This window comes from Cellulomonas sp. Root137 (assembly GCF_001426725.1).
Lineage (GTDB): Bacteria > Actinomycetota > Actinomycetes > Actinomycetales > Cellulomonadaceae > Cellulomonas.
Genome location: NZ_LMFG01000002.1, coordinates 1 through 15,292 on the forward strand (window position 1 = coordinate 1; position 15,292 = coordinate 15,292).

General features: G+C 67.7%; 12 protein-coding genes and 1 pseudogene. 7 read left to right on the forward strand and 6 right to left on the reverse strand.

Annotated features, from left to right (window positions below; all coding sequences use genetic code 11):
- The 4 genes and pseudogenes from ASD18_RS12390 to ASD18_RS12425 form a co-directional block, all read right to left on the reverse strand.
- Positions 1–644, reverse strand: a pseudogene (locus ASD18_RS12390) (CpaF family protein); the annotation flags it as partial.
- Entirely contained in the window at positions 641–1,225 is a 585-nt protein-coding gene (locus ASD18_RS12395; RefSeq protein WP_156388004.1) for a hypothetical protein, read from the reverse strand. The pseudogene ASD18_RS12390 and the gene ASD18_RS12395, both read right to left, overlap by 4 nt.
- 179 nt (positions 1,226–1,404) lie before the next feature.
- The gene (locus ASD18_RS12400; RefSeq protein ID WP_156388005.1) at positions 1,405–2,085 is read right to left on the reverse strand and encodes an SAF domain-containing protein; all 681 of its coding nucleotides are present in this window, start codon (positions 2,083–2,085) and stop codon (positions 1,405–1,407) included.
- Between the two features lie 2,125 nt (positions 2,086–4,210).
- Positions 4,211–5,086 carry a hypothetical protein gene (locus ASD18_RS12425; RefSeq protein WP_156388007.1) on the reverse strand — a complete coding sequence of 292 codons (876 nt, stop codon included), beginning with the start codon at positions 5,084–5,086 and terminating at the stop codon, positions 4,211–4,213.
- A gap of 418 nt (positions 5,087–5,504) precedes the next feature.
- On the opposite strand from ASD18_RS12425, the gene ASD18_RS20800 reads away from it, so the two are divergent.
- A complete protein-coding gene (locus ASD18_RS20800) occupies positions 5,505–5,681 on the forward strand; it encodes an excisionase family DNA-binding protein (protein ID WP_082574011.1) in 177 nt (58 codons plus the stop codon).
- Positions 5,682–6,462: 781 nt separating this feature from the next.
- On the opposite strand, the gene ASD18_RS12430 is transcribed toward ASD18_RS20800, so the two are convergent.
- Positions 6,463–6,654, reverse strand: coding sequence for a hypothetical protein (locus tag ASD18_RS12430; RefSeq protein ID WP_056092225.1), 192 nt, complete (start codon positions 6,652–6,654; stop codon positions 6,463–6,465).
- A gap of 355 nt (positions 6,655–7,009) precedes the next feature.
- Between ASD18_RS12430 and ASD18_RS20805 the strand changes: the two genes are divergently transcribed.
- Entirely contained in the window at positions 7,010–7,312 is a 303-nt protein-coding gene (locus ASD18_RS20805) for a helix-turn-helix domain-containing protein (RefSeq protein ID WP_082574012.1), read from the forward strand.
- 344 nt (positions 7,313–7,656) lie between these two features.
- Positions 7,657–8,175, forward strand: a complete 519-nt coding sequence (locus ASD18_RS12435) for a hypothetical protein (protein WP_056092228.1) — start codon at positions 7,657–7,659, stop codon at positions 8,173–8,175.
- A 159-nt stretch (positions 8,176–8,334) separates the two neighbouring features.
- On the opposite strand, the gene ASD18_RS12440 is transcribed toward ASD18_RS12435, so the two are convergent.
- Positions 8,335–9,507, reverse strand: a complete 1,173-nt coding sequence (locus ASD18_RS12440) for a hypothetical protein (protein ID WP_156388009.1) — start codon at positions 9,505–9,507, stop codon at positions 8,335–8,337.
- Positions 9,508–9,947: 440 nt separating this feature from the next.
- On the opposite strand from ASD18_RS12440, the gene ASD18_RS12445 reads away from it, so the two are divergent.
- From ASD18_RS12445 to ASD18_RS12460, 4 genes are all read left to right on the forward strand, one after another.
- Positions 9,948–11,318, forward strand: coding sequence for a hypothetical protein (locus ASD18_RS12445; protein ID WP_156388010.1), 1,371 nt, complete (start codon positions 9,948–9,950; stop codon positions 11,316–11,318).
- A 177-nt stretch (positions 11,319–11,495) separates the two neighbouring features.
- The gene (locus tag ASD18_RS12450; protein WP_156388011.1) at positions 11,496–12,437 is read left to right on the forward strand and encodes a hypothetical protein; all 942 of its coding nucleotides are present in this window, start codon (positions 11,496–11,498) and stop codon (positions 12,435–12,437) included.
- A gap of 467 nt (positions 12,438–12,904) precedes the next feature.
- A complete protein-coding gene (locus tag ASD18_RS12455; protein WP_056092241.1) occupies positions 12,905–13,642 on the forward strand; it encodes a hypothetical protein in 738 nt (245 codons plus the stop codon).
- Positions 13,643–14,585: 943 nt separating this feature from the next.
- Complete coding sequence (locus tag ASD18_RS12460; RefSeq protein ID WP_056092243.1) at positions 14,586–15,227, forward strand: methyltransferase domain-containing protein; 642 nt, start codon at positions 14,586–14,588, stop codon at positions 15,225–15,227.
- Positions 15,228–15,292: the final 65 nt, after the last annotated feature.

A 15,292-nucleotide genomic window follows, 5' to 3' on the forward strand; every position in this document is an offset into this window, starting at 1 on the left:
TCGTCCAGGTCGACGTCGCGGACGCGGTGGCGGCGGATCACGACGTGCGGCTTGGGGGTGGTCCAGGCGACCGCCGCGAGGCGGGACCCGTCCTCGAGCCGCAGGTGCAGTGCAGGGTGGGCCGAGGAGAAGGTCCGTTCGGCGTTACCGGTGCGGGCCGCGAGCAGCTGCAGGATCTCGATCAGCTCGGCGTCGGAGTCGGCGATCGGGGGGTGCTGCTGGTCGCGGCCGTCGGCGTAGGACACCCAGACGTGGTCGTGCCCGTCGACCTCGATGTTCTCGATTGCCGGGTCCTCGATCAGCGGTTGTAGCCGGCCGAGGCCGAACAGGGCCGCCATCACTGCCCGCGAGGTCACGATCTCCAGGTCCAGCGGCCACGGCTCCTGCCCGCGCCGCACCCGCTCGCGCCCACGCTCGGACAGCTCAGCGGCGACCACGGAGCGGGCCAGCTCGCGTCGGGCGTCCGGGGAGTCCAGATGCTGTGCCTGGAGCCGTTCGGCGAGCCGGTCGGCGACCACACGGCGCACCTCACGCACCAGCGCCACATCCGGCACGGGCAGCACGGGCCCGGCGCCGTTGGTCAGGTGTGTGGCGGCGGGACCGAACCCGTTCGTCGCCCGGGTGGTCTCGTCCAGGCCGGTCACGACGTCACCGCCAGGTCCGGGCTCGGGGCGAGCTGGGCGAGGCGCTCGATCACGGCACGGACGGTGCGCAGCAGCGGGGACCGATCAAACCGCCAGCCCTGGGCGCCGCCCTCGGCGAACCGGCGAGCCGTCCACGCGTCGAGAGCCACCGGCAACGCGTCCGCCACCGCGAGGGTGGCGGTGATCTCGCCGGGGGAGTACCCGTCGCCGATCACCAGGGCCACCGGCGGGATGCGGCCTGGGCGCTCGTCGCGCAGCCTGCGCACCGCCGCGGCGGCCGGCACCAGCGACGCAATCTCGCCGCGAGCCGTCACTGCCACGAGGTCCGCGTCGTGCAGCAGGCTTGTCGGTTCGGACCGGTGCCCCAACCGGCCCGCATCGACAACCACGTCCACCCCGCACCGGCCCAACTCGCGGCCGGTGTCCGTCAACGCGGTCCACGTTCCGACGAGGGGCCGGGCCTGCACTGGGTCGGCCACACCGGGAACCACCATCCGGGTCGAATCGTCGTCGAGCGCGAGCGCGCATTGCATCGTCTGCTCCGCCGACAACGGAGGGCGTTGTGCTGCCAACGCGAGCACCCCGGCAGTGTCCGGAACCCCGGCGTGCAGGTACCCGGTCAGCAGCCCGGACCCGGCCGGGTCCGCGTCCAGGAGCAGCACCCTCCGATCGGGGTGCACCGCCGGCCACATCCAGGTCAGCGCCAACGACGTGGTCGTCACGCCGGGGGCTCCGTGTGCCGCGCACACCACCACGACGCTCACTTCGACCCCTGCGCGGGCAGGACCACCAGGGCGAACCGTCCGGTCGCTGCGCGAGCCGCGAGGGCTGGCCCGTCCTCGGCCGCGGCGACCACGTCGGCGACCACCAGACCGTTGATGTCCGGTGCCCCGACACGCGCCACCGTTGCAGCGAACGATCTCGGTGTCCCGTCCACGGGGTCGGCCCCTTGCGGTGGCGCATCCACGATCAGCACGGCTTCGCCTGCGGTCAGGCCGCCGGCGGGCACCCGTTCGACAGGCAGCGGCAGCGGCACGAGGACCTGGCCCGGCCCGACGACGCCCGCTGAGGTCACGTCGGTGCGGGCGAGCAGCGTCCCCTTCGCCAGGAACGCCGCGGCGACCTGACCGACCACCTCGCGCGCATCGCCGGCCGGGACCGTCTCGACGTCCGGGTCAACCGCCACCGCCGTCGTCGCCAAGTCCTCCGCGGTGATCGGTGCCCCGTAAGGCACGTCGGCAGCCATCACGACCACGTCGACGCGGTGCCCCGAGCTGGACACCAGCCACACCGCGGCCAGCGCACCGACAACCACCATGACGGTCCCCGCCACGACGAACAGCGGTCGACGTCGGAAATGCGGCGCCACGACGCGTGGAGCACGCAGCTCCGCACGCGCGGGCGCGCCGTTCAGCGTGGACTGCTCACTCGTTGCCGTCATGGCAACCTCCCCCTGCAGGCGGGCACGCCGCCGGTCACTACTCCTGGGTGATGAGCACCTGCATCTCACCGATGCGCACGCTCGCCGTGGACTGCCGCGTCACCGTCAGGGCACCCGAGGCACCCCCACCGGTCNACTACTCCTGGGTGATGAGCACCTGCATCTCACCGATGCGCACGCTCGCCGTGGACTGCCGCGTCACCGTCAGGGCACCCGAGGCACCCCCACCGGTCCACGTCACGTCCCACGTCGTCGTCGCGGTGACCGGGAACGCCTCGTTCGGCTGCCCGGCGGACGACTGCTCATAGATGTGCTGGCACGTCGGAGACGTGACACCACCGGNTCCCACGTCGTCGTCGCGGTGACCGGGAACGCCTCGTTCGGCTGCCCGGCGGACGACTGCTCATAGATGTGCTGGCACGTCGGAGACGTGACACCACCGGCGTAGTACGGCGTGCCCGCGTTCTTGCACGTCTCCTTGCGCCCGTCGCCCGTGTCCCACACGATCTGGCGCGCCTGCGCGGTTGCGGTCACCGACAAGCCCGGCACCGCGGCCGTCGCCGAGTTCGGCCCCCACGTCGTGGGACCCACCTCGGTCCACAACCACACCGGAAGCCCGACCAGGCCGTGCTCGTCGCCCTCGATCGTCATCCTGATCGCCGGACCAGTCAGCGCCATCTGCGCCAGCGCCTGCTGGGCCAACTGAGCCGGCGTCACCCCTGTTCCGCCGTAACCCGGCGGATCCGCTGGAGCCCACTCCCACCCGTCCACGCCTCCCGGATGAGTCGGCGCGCAGGCAACGGAGTACACGGCGCCGTTCGGGAAATGGCCACCCCAGATCACGTCAGTCATCGGGGGCTGAGGTTCGACTCGCCGCCAGTAGCAGTCATCCCCGTCGTTGAACCATCCCCAAACGTCGCTGTGGCACGGGACGTCTCTGCCGGTGCCAGACACGAGGCAACGTCGCTCAATGACGTCGGAACCACCCGGATCGGGTGCCCCGGGGGCGCCGGGTGCACCGGGCTGCTCGACGCGGATGACGCAGACCTGGGTTCCCGGTGCGCAGTCCACTTCGCCCGCGGCGTTCGCAGCCGGTGCAGCCGTCGCGAGCGCAACTACGAGGAGGGCGCTGACGACGATCACCCGCCGCATGACGTTCCCCGGTCAACGTCGGACGTTCGGATGGTCCAGTGATCGATGTAGAAGTACGCCGTCGAGTTGGTCAGCACTTTCGTTGCCTGGCCAGGTGCCGCAGCGGAGTCGCCCGTGGCCGTGTAGATCGGCCGCCAATCCGAGACATCCACACAGTCGGTGATGTTCGCGCTGCCTTGATCGCCGGCGACGACGTCGGCGACTTTGGGGGACAGTCGGGGAGCCCCGATGAATGCGATTCCGCTGTCCCTGAAGGTAAAGAGCGACGTACCGACATCGGTGAAGGCGCGGTCGACGGCGAAGCGTTCGAGCTCAGCTCCTGGGTCCTTCGTCGGATCGGCGAATGCCGCGACCTTGGCGGCCCAGTACCCGTGGTACGCCTCGAGGATCGCCACCTCGGCGGCGGCGAGGGTCGGGTCCACCGACCGGGTTGGGCTGACCGTCGGTNGACCTTGGCGGCCCAGTACCCGTGGTACGCCTCGAGGATCGCCACCTCGGCGGCGGCGAGGGTCGGGTCCACCGACCGGGTTGGGCTGACCGTCGGTGTCGGGGTCGCCGTTGAAGCCGACGGGGTCGGGCTGGGTGTGGGTTCAGGTTGCGTGCACGCGCCGAGGAGGACCGCGACGACGATCAGCGCTGTGGCGATCGCGGTCCCGTTGGTGATCTGTCGATGTCTCATCGCCGAACACCCGCCCCCTGACGGCCCCCGCTGACGCACGCACCGCTCGACGACACCGGAACGCCCATTCCATACCCAAGCGGGTGAACCGCACTAGTCGGAACCGTCAGGTGATCCATGACTGACACGCACGCACCGCTCGACGACACCGGAACGCCCATTCCATACCCAAGCGGGTGAACCGCACTAGTCGGAACCGTCAGGTGATCCATGACTGACTGCCTACCCATGCCCATAGGTGTGCCACGCGATGCGTAACCCGCGAGCCATGCGCGGGGAATCTGTGGACGGGACTCAGCCTGCACGGCGCTGTGGACAGGCGTCGGTTGCGGCTTCCTCGGCGCGACGGGCGGCGAGGACGGGGGAACGGTCAGAGTGTCGGCGGGTCGTCATCAATGCCGTATGCACGATGGGGGACTCGACGACGGTCGGTCCTTCGGCGACGATCCGCGCCAGTACGCCCGGCCAGTCGCTCGTCCCACGGAGTGCGATCGTGAGCCGGCGTGCCTGCCACGCCGGGATGCCCAGCGCACTGGCCATCGCCCGCCAGCCGGGGAACTGCGTGCGATCGTCGACCCGGGTTGAGGTGTCCAGCACCATCGCCAAGATCTTCGAGGCCATCTGTTCGCTCCACCCGACGAGCATCAGGGCGCGGCACGCCGCCTCTGCCAGGACGCCCGTGTGCAACGGAGCGGACGGGTCGGGATCCTCAGAGGCCGGCTCCCAGCCAGCCTCGAGCAGCAGGTCGAGACTCACGGCCGGGGCGACGGCCCCGTAGCGGGATGCGACCTCGAGCTTCCACGCGCGTCGGTCGTTGGTGGCGAACCGGGCGGCGACGATCTCGCCTAGCAGCTGTCGCCTGGCGACCTGCCCGAGGATCCCCCACGGTGAGGTCGCGGTGCGCAGCGCGGGCTTGGTGAGCTCCACCCACAGTGCCTGCCACGCCGTTGCCTCGGCCTGCGACGCGGCCGCACCCCGAAGGCCAACGCTGATCGCCAGCGGGCGAACGATCCGCTCACGCACGAAGTTCAGAAGGGCGGTGCCAGTCGGCCCGTCCCAGCCCTCCCGGTCGATCACTGTGAGCATGCGTAGAAGCGATGCGCGTTCTCGGACGACGCACACGTCGTGCCCGAGCTCGTTGCCGGCTGGGGGATCCGGTGTCGTGGTCATGCTCGCCTCCGGTGTCGTCGATGAACGACACAGAGGCTCGTCAGGGGCGATAGACAGACCGATCACACGCACGGTCCCGCGTCGATGTGATCGATCCGTCTATCGATGCCGCCGATGCATCACGGGGCGCGGCCAGAACGATCACACGCCTATGACCAGCGCAGTCACCGCGTGCAAACCCTCGATCATCTCCCTCACACACCTCGGTGGGGCGGCCTGCTGGCCGCGCTCGGCCGCCCGGCGTTCCACACGCGAGCCGGAGGCCATCGCCCCACACCGTGATCGATCGGTCTATGAAGAGGGCGCTTCGTCGTACCTGTTAGGTGTGACCAGGTGCTGTCGGTGCATTGCAGAGTCACCACGAGGAGCAACCGTGACGACGTCACCCACCGACGCGTAGCGAACCGAGTTCGTCTCGGTGGCGGACCTTGCCGCGGAGTTGAGAGTCACGCAGTTGTTCGTAGCTCGGCTCATCGCCGAGGGCGAGCTGCAGGCCGTCAGGATCGGGAGCCGGCTCGTCAAGTTCCGTCGCGACGACCCGGAAGCGATGCTGCGCGCCGTCCCGGTCCACGGGGCCAACCGCCTCAAGCCGTGAAGCAGCATGGCTACCCACGGCGGCCCGACCTCAGGAGTGCCGTGCGACTAGGGCTGCGCAACGCGTGCGCGCACCGCGGCCGTGTCGTTGAGGCCTGTCGCCTCGCTGCTCGCTGCCGAGCACGTCCGGAGCGTGTTCGCCCGGTGTGGCATCGGTGTATCCCAAGCCGCCTTCCCGAGCAGGTCCACCAGGTGTTCTCCGTCGATGAGGTGGATAGGTGTCACGCGGTCCCTCGTTGCCAAGGGCTTTGGCGCGACCGTCGATCCCGCCGCCCTCGGTCGCAGGTCGAGGGCGACGCGCAGGTCTAGCTCAAGCTGGTCCGGCCAATCACACGCTCAGGCTGGCGGTGGGTATAGAGCGCACCCGCGTGCGCGGCGGCGTCTCGCAGCTTGCGTCCCTTCTGCCGCTGCGTACCCCTCGTTGGCTCTCCACGGAAGTCGACCGAGGCGTGGTCTGCGGGGTGAGTCGAGCAAGCACTCGTCGTCTATGCAGAAAAGGTCGAGGGTCGACGCGAGTGCAACTGCGATCCCCCGCGTTCCAGCTGACGCTAGGCCCGTTCACAGCCCTTTCAGCAGCGACCGCGACGCGTCATGCTTCTCGGCCGCCGTCCGCCGGTCTCAAGACGACTTCCGAATCTGACTGCCTCTCATGCGGTACCACGGAGCAGCCGGCCAGGGGTGGCAGGGCGAGGGACGGACCGGCAACGTCGAGAGCGACCCAAGCATGGAGGTCCGACTAGGACTAAGCGGCGTGAGCAACTTGCCCCGTGGCCTGCGCAACGCTATTCGCCAGCGCGCAGGGAGAAGAAGGCCGCGGTGATCTCGTCGGGCATCAACCCTCGGCCCGCACCCGCCGAGACGATGGGGCGCACGGCCTCGATCGATGGCTGTGCTCGGTCCGGCACGATCACCACAACAGGTGCATCGTCCGGATACAGCAAGGGCTCCGCAAGCAGTTCGGCGGCAGTAAGCACGCTCTAGAGCTCAAGCATCGTCGCCTCCAGCCGACTCTCTCCCAAGTCGCGGCCCTGCGCGATGAGCCTGCGGCGCCAGTCCGCCGGCGGTGGCCAGCACACGCCCCAGTTCGCCAACTAGGCCCGCGTCCATCCACCTCCCGCCGTGCTTGCCGCTTCAATCTCGTCCGCTGAGGGCATGGGCCGAAGGTACCGCTCAACCCGATCGAGTCTGAGGCGGGTTGTGGACATCTGAGTTGCGAGTCGGGCTGATGTGATCGATCGGTCTATCGATGCCGCGGATCGTCGTATAGGTGACGAGCCGTCGGCCGCCGTCCGCTGGCGGCCGCATCACGACGACGAAGGGAGCCGCGAAATGTCCCTTGAAGCCAGCACCCTGACGCCCGAAGAGGTCGCGCAGATGCTCGGAGCTTCCCCTTGGTGGGTGCGCGAGCAGGCGCGGCGCGGCCGAGTCCCGCATCTTCGATTGGGTCGCGGCAGGATCCGCTTCCTGCCCGAGCACTTCGACGTTCTTGTGCGGATGGTGACGGTGCACGCTAACGGCACTGGCAGCGAGCCGCCCGCTTCAAAGCCCGTGGACCTTCGGGCACTGGGGGCGACTTCGAAGTCCACCCGGGCGCATCTGAATCGGCCGCACGTGCAGGGCAACTTGCGTTGAGAGTCGGCCGCCCTTCGGGTTCACCGCCGGAGCGATGACGATCTAGTCGGGACCTCCGAGCGGCAAGGAGTACTTCCTCCAGTCTCCGCTCGGCGTATCGATACCGCCCCGGAAGCCGCTCCCAGAACGGCTAGCCCGGCATCTCGGCAAGAATCTGTTCAAAGTGTAGTGCAGCGGACTACTCTTTGTCCGTGAACGGGAGAATGTGGACAGATCTAGACGTCGGGCAAAGTGGCCCGCCGCGGCTTGGGGCACGGCCGATGCGTGTCGTTCGGCCGGCTGACCTGACCGGGCAATACGCGAACCCGCGCGCGATCCTGCGCGAGCGCGCTGCAAAGGGAGAGGTGCGCAAGGTCGCCTACGGCATCTATGTGGCGGTACCCGACGACGTTTACGACCCGGGCCGATGGCGTCCGTCGTTCGAAGCGGCTGCGGGGGCTGTCGCGACCGCGATCTTCGGTGACCAGGGTGCTGTACTTATGGGGATGGCAGCGGCCCGGCTCCAGGGTGCTGTGCCGCGGGCGCACGGCTTGGCGACCGTTGCGGCGCCACGACGTCATCGGGCCGTAGCACTCACCGATCGGAGCTTCGGCGTCATCGAGTTCGTTACGCGTGACCTGGATGCGATCGATGCGCAGCTACTCAGGACTGAACTCGGCGGAATGCTTGTCACCACCGCAGAACAGACAATCGTCGACTTGGCTCGGGATCGCACTACCCACGAGTCGGACCTTCGCGATGCTATGCGCAACCTTGGCTACGTCGCCGACTGGAGCCTCGTAGAGGAGCTGGCGGGCAACCAGCGCGGGGGAGGGGTCGTGCTCCCGGGACTTCGTCGGCTACGTCGAGAGCTCAACAAGTGACTGCAGGGGTCCGTCTCGGTGTGTGGTTCGACGAAGAGGTAAGGTCCCGCGGCCGCCGCTCGACAACCTCGGGCCGAGCGTCCACGGTGCCGATTTGAGATAGTCACCCCCGGATCGCATTCCGGATTCGGGTGCTCGAGGGTGCGGCGGCTTGCTCCTTCATCGTCTAGTGGCGCTTGGTGGTGTCAACGCGTTCAGTCGGCGCGCACGCCGAATCTCGTGTCGCATGGATATTGGCACGATCGCCTTGTTCTCCAGGCCGACAAACTGGCTCCAGCCCTCACCATCGATCGTTGACCAGTCGCCTTGCACATGGACCCGGGTTACTGGCGTACCCCAGGAAGAGACCTCTTCGCGGCTGGCGAGCACTACCCCTTGGAGCGCGTCCGGAAACGCCTCGTTCGCGCCCTCGACGTTGGCAGCGAGGTCACCTGAGAAGTAGGGGAAACCCAGAGAGATATCGTGGTTTACCTGCTCGATCGTTTCTGAAAAGGCCGCGAAAGAGTGTCGACCATCAAATGTGAACCCGAAGACATACGGCCTGTCCTCGACCGTTACCTGGCCGCAGATGACTCGTGAACTGCCGCCGGGGCGTCGGCCATCCATCCAGGCGCGAGCCTCCGCTGAGTCCGAGGGCTCTTCAGGGTGCAGCGCGTGCGACATGCCGGGCTGGTTCATCAGTGGGAATCCGGTCCATTCGCCGTTCAGATCCCGGTGTATGACGTCGGGCACGACGTCAGCGTAGAACCGCAGTACCTCCATCATCGTGCTCATGACTTCCTTGCCGAAGAGCTTCGCGTCGTACGCTGGGCGCAATGACTGTGTGCCCGGTCGCAACTTCGCGTGAACTGCGGCCGGAACCTCATCCCAATGCGCGTACAACCTCATGCCGAGCGTCCCACCGACGAGATTGACCTCATCGTCGGGGCTAACGATGTGCATGACGTGCTGGGACACGTTCCGCACGTACTTGTTCGCGTCGATATAGTCTGCGAGCAAATGGCGAGGCGTTCCAAAGTGGGCCTTGTAGGAGGCAGCGTCTCCGACGGCATTCGTTAGCCAGTCGTTGACCGTCTGGGTATGAGTGATGAACTCGCGAACTAGTGCTCCGAGGTCTTCGCTGGACGCAGTTCCGGCGTAGTAGCGCGAGGCGCTCAGTTGGAGATCGCGCATCACCGTGCGCAGCGGTGCTAGCTCGTCAGGTCTGACGGTGACCGGCATATCCGTCCCCTTCTCTGAGGTTGCAGAAGGCGCAAGCGCAGCGGGCCGGCTTGTTCCAGGTCCCACGACGTCAAGAACATCGACCGCCAACAAACCCTTGGTCAGCAGCAAGCGCTGGTCGGTACCGACAGTACGGGGCATCGTGCGATTTGCGTGGCGCTGTTGCCGACCCGCGCGGCCGAACGTACCGGACCTTCGGCGACTGACAATCCGCACCGACGGACGACTAGGCCAATCGCTCGGTCCGCTCAGCCGCGTCGTGACGAGTCGGGTGAAACTTCGCCAGAGCCGCACTGTTCACCGCTAGGCTCGATTCGGATGGCGGCGGGCCGGGAGCCGGCGACCGTGTGCGACGAAGCCGGGAGGCGCCCGTGCCCGTTCGTGCACCGAGCGCAGGCTCATACCGCGCCAGCGCCGCGCTGCAGGCGTCGCGTCGGGTAGAGACCTGGATCGTTGCACTCCTGTTCGCGGCAGTGCCCTTGTCGACGACGAGCGCATCGGCAGCCACGGCGGACCCACCCGCCCCGACGATCGCCGTGTTGCCGAGCTCCGTGACGCTGCAGGTCGGCGAGACGGCCGTGCTCGACGTCGTGGTCGCGAACCCTGGCACCGCGCCGGTTGTCGTCACGAAGGTCGTTGTGGCCGCCCCACCTGGGGTCCAGACGGCGAAGCGCGTCGAGGCGCCCGCGCCGCTCGAGGCCGGTGCATCGGTGGACCTGGACCTTTCCGTGACCCCGACCCGTGGACTCACGGACGCCCAGATCGGGCTGGCCCTCTACTACAGCGACGGTGCCGCAGGCTCACCCGTAAGGACAGCGACCGCCTCCGTCGCACTCAGCGCGACGGCCGCGACGGCTCCGGTGATCACGTTCGTGGTCGCGCCGTCCGCGCTCAACGACGGTGAGTCGCGGCCCACGTCGGTACGCATCGACAACTCGGCCGGTCTGGCGTTCGACGATGTCTCGCTGGCGGCGGTGAACGGCGATGACGTCGCGATCGTTGTACCCAAGGACGCAGACAAGGGCTGCGCCGACGAGCACCGCACACTCTGGACCGCCCCGAGACTCGACGCGGGTGCGACTGTCGTGGTGGACCTCGTGACCTGCGCCGAGTCCAGCGTCCGTACCGGAGCGCAGCAGGTGGGCGTGGTGCTGACGGCGACACCGAGCACGGGCCCCCCGAGCGTCGGGTCGATCGCCACCCACAACGTGACGCTGAGTGTGTTCGGCGTCGACGCCCTGTCGCCGTTCGGCGTCGGCACCCTTTTCCTGATGCCCGGGGTGCTGGCGGTCGTCGTCTTCCTGCTCGGCAACGCCGTGTACCCGAGGACCAAGGCGTTGCCCGACCAAGTCGACCTCAAGGACCTCCGGCAGCTCCCCGCCGTAGTGGGTGTGAGCGCACTTCTGTACGTCGGAGCGTGGTTCGGGCTGAAGCGGGACCTCACGCAGTCCGTCAGCACGGGCGAGGTCGCGTTGCTGATGCTCGGCGGCGCAGCGCTCGGAGCTGCGGCCTGGGGTGCGCTGGCGCTGTTCTACCGAGACCTCGTCGGAAAGAAGGTCTTCCGGCTCGACGACTCACCCGAGAAGGTGCTCACCCGCCTCAAGGCCCGCGGTGCGACATTCGAGGTGCCCGCGTTCACGGTCGGGGGCCTCACCTTCGGACGTCTCGCACCCGCAGCGGACGGCGAGGTGTACGCGGCACCGCAGATCAAGTTCACGTTCACCGCTTCGGCGAACGCCGACGACCCAGCCCGCCGGCAACTGCTCGCCGCGGTCGAGCGCCGTGAGATCGACCCGGTGCTCGCTGCTGCGGCGGACGACGTCATCAACCTCGACTGGGGCGGCCGGGACGGGGTACGCACTGTCGACGAGGACAAGGCCGTCGTCGCCGGCACGGTCAGTCTGCTGGAGATCACCCCGTAGGCCAGCGGGTGCGGGACCGTCCCCTTCCTTTCTTGGGAAGGGGGCCGGCCCGCGGATCCGCCGACGAGACGCCGAACACGTCGACGCTCAAGGACAGGAACAATCATCACGAGAGTAGCGGAGGGCACTGTGGGACTCCATGGGGTTCGGGTCACCGTTGGGCGGACGTGGAGGTTCGTGGCCGCCGACAAGACGTGCTCGGACGTGGACCTGGCGGTCTATCGGCGACGGTTCGACGAGCTCAAGTCCCCCTCGCCCGTCATCGGGTTCGGCCTGCCGTGGCCGCGGTACCCAAGCCACGTCTGGCGTTACGTGTACAGCCCCGAGTACCAAAACACCCCATCTCGCGACCTGGTCAGCACCCTGCTCCCGACACGGTGGGCGGAGACGAGGACGCTTCAACTGCCCGGCTCGTCGCCATGGAGCGTCGACGTCGAGGCGATCCGCCATCCGTTCGCCCTGACGACGATGGCCCACGCCGGTCCATTCCCGGGTGCGGCTTGGCCCTCCGACCCGGCCAAGGCCGCCGCCCAGCTCCGAGCCATTCTTAGGACGAGCGTCGGCGCTGGCTCCCTGGTCGACGGTGTCCCGGCTTTGGAGATCCCGTTCCTGCCCGACACTAGCTTCGAGGGCTTGCCCCTCACGCTCGTCCCCGGGGGCCAGTTCGTCGTCCTGTCAGGCATCCACGACGAAAAGGACGGTCGCGCGATCGCCTCGGCGCTGGCTCGGCTCTTCGACGACGAAGCCGATCCCACCAAAGCGGTCGCACTGCGCTCTCCTCGGGGGGCGATCAGCGTGCGCGGCGAGAACGTGGCCCTGACCATTCCCGTCGGACTGCCGCGTACAGATCAGAAGCTTCGGTGCCTGCACCACAACGCGACGACCGTGCTGGCGCAGATGCAGAACCTCTCGACGGTGCTGAGCGGCCCGAGGACCACGACGTGCGAGTGGTTCGGCAAGCAGGCCGCCAGCGTGCTCAGCCACCTCCATCGACGCGCGCCGCTGACCGAAAGCGGAACGATCTACAAGTCCCGGCTGCCCGAGCTGTGGATCGCCCAACGCCAGCTCGCCCCCGCGATCAACGCCCTCACCGTGGACCTTCAGGCGCTGCCCAGCTGAGCGAGGAGGTCGTCGAACGGGGCCGCGATCGGAGGGACAGAACCGACCGTGTCGGTGGGCCGCATCGGAAGTAGCGAGCCGGCCTCGGGTCCTGGCGTCCGGCGCGACTGTCGCCCCGCCTTCATCCACGCCCGTCGTGCGACATGGTCGGCCACCTTGCGAGCTCCGCAGTAGCTCACAACATCCGTGATGGGACGAGTCAAGCGACCGATCCCCTCAGCCGTGCGCAGTCGCGATCTTGAGCAGCAGGAAGCCGGCCACGAATGGTGTGCGCGTTGCAGGGCCAGCGATCGAAGCGGCCCGATGCTCGACATGGTGGGAGGCGGCGGGCGGGTTGTGTTGCCGTGGCCTGGTACCAGCAACTCGTTGGCGCGGCATTCCGGTTCGTACACGCGGGACCCGGCGCCACCAGAGCTCTGCCATGGCGATTCTGTTCGGACGCGCATGTCCCGGCTACCGTCTCAGAGATGACCGATGCGAGCGGCTGGGTGGATCTGGCGTTCCAACTCGTGGCGCTGGTAGTGGTATCGGTCGGAGCGCTCTGGGCCTACACGCGCTACGCGCTTGAGCGTGGGCTGTTGGCACCGGCGTCGTTCAACATCGAGGTCGAGGCATTCGAACCCGATCAGTTGGTTCCTGGGGTTCCGCGTGATCGAAGGATAATCTCGGTGCTACTGCAGGTTCGCAACCGCGGCACGTCGACCCTCGTGCTGAAGAACCTTCGGGTCGACGTTCGCTACTTAGCATCGAGCGACCCGATCGTCCTCGGAACTGACCCCAAGCACTCGCTGTTTGGCCGGGTGCAGTTCTCCAACTCAGTTCTATCCGACATGCATCCGGCCGCGCCCCGAGACGATCTTGTTGGCCAGACGAGCGCTTCGAAGCCGCAGCGCGGCTTTCTGCTCCTGAAGTACGACACGTTCGTCCAGTCGGGTGTGGACCAGACCTACACGTTCGTCACGAGCGTGCCGACTAGCGCTCAGTACGTTCTCGCCTGGGGTTCATTTGAGTACGCCCAGCGCCCTGGGTATCTACAGAAAGTTGTGCTGCGTATCAGTCGCCGGCTTGGACTCGTGCAGTTCAGCTTGACGCACGTCCAGATACCACACACGGCAGAGACTGTGGTTCAGATCGGAACCGCGGATGGTGCGACGTCCTCCGAGTCGCATTTAGCCGAAGACCGCCCCGAGCATGACGACCGCTAAGCGCGGTGCTTTGTTGCACCGGATCGTGCTGGATGGCACCGCGCGGCCCACGACGAGACGTCTCGCTCCCCCACATCACCCCTCGGAGCTGGACAGGTCTTGTTCGCAAGTGGCTCAGACGGTCCGCGATTCACGCGACGTATGGGCTCGAGCCGGTCCCTGCAGACTGCTCCTTCACCGTCCGTCGATTGCATACGTCACGTCCGGCACGGTCTGAGGGAGCGATGAGCCGTCGTGGCCGAGCTCCGGATCAGGGCAAACGCTGGAGAGAAGAATCGCCAGACGCAGCGCCGCCGAACGCGGAGTGTGGTGGTTGTCAGTGGGTAGGCGCACTGCACGGCGGCTAACCTAGAAAGTCCGGACGTCTCCGCGCCCGATGTGGGTGTCGCCGCCGTCGGTCGATCGCGCGGGCACGCTGGCGGGTCCTCGGAACCTAAGTGGTTGGCGTCGTGTGGCAAGAGGCCCGCAGGCGGGACCGGATCACTACTTCGGGATCTTGTGCAGCGGCCTGGATAGCGGTGCCCGGCTCGTCGAGACCCGTGGCATAGCCGCCAAAACCGAGGGCCCGGGGTCGCGTTGATCCTGTCAACCGACGAGCCCGAAGAGACAAGATCTGTCCGAACCGGTCCCGAGCAAACCTGCAGGTCGCGGCCCCGAACCAACGGTTTCAGACGGCTCCCAACGCTTTCGATTCCCGACACCTCCACCATCAAGGCCTCGCGGACCTGCGTAAGTGCGAGGCGAGCGGCGCTATGGCGCTGTCCGTGTGCCCTGCACACCGTAGGCCCCGACCTGCCTGCCCGGTATCCGCGGAATCGGGCGCGCAACATGTCGCGCACTGTCACGCCGAGCCGGGAGCCAAGCCATCCCAACCCTCAGGGAGCTAGGGAGTCATCGACCCTGAGGATGGCGTTGTCACACCGGACAGCCAGATACTCTCAAAGTGGGCGAGTGCTGCGGTCGAGACGACTATCAGGCCACGTTCTCCGACCGGTTCGCGCGCCAGATGGCGCGGCGGTTCCGCACGCGCGGCCTGACCCGCGTCGAGGAGCGGCTGGTCGGGTTTCTCACCGAGCGCGGCATCGACGGCGCCACGGTCCTGGAGATCGGTGGGGGCGTCGGCGGGATCCAGATCGAGCTCCTCCGCCGCGGGGCGGCTTCGGCGACGAACCTGGAGATCTCGACGAACTACGAAGACGAGGCTCGACTTCTGCTCGAGCATTCCGAATTGACCGGAAGAGTGAGCCGGCGGTTCCTCGACATCGCGGTGGCTCCAGACGACGTCGAGCCGGCCGACTTGGTCGTGCTGCACCGCGTGGTGTGCTGTTATCCGGATTACGAACGGCTGCTCGCGGCTGCAGGTAGTCATACCCGGCGGTTGTTGGTCCTTTCCCACCCACCGCGCAACGGGATGACTCGTGTGGCGCTGTGGGGTGAGAACGCGTTGCGACGACTGAGGCGCAACGACTTCCGCGCCTTCGTGCATTCGCCCCCGGCCATGGTGGACGTCCTGGCAGCCCAGGGGCTGACCCCTCGCTACCGTCATCACGGTCTGGCCTGGGATGTGGTCGGGTTCGAGCGATGATCGGGAGGTCGAGTGTTCGCTGGAGCCGCGCTCGGGGCAAACGCGGTGCAAGTCCGGCGTCGGCA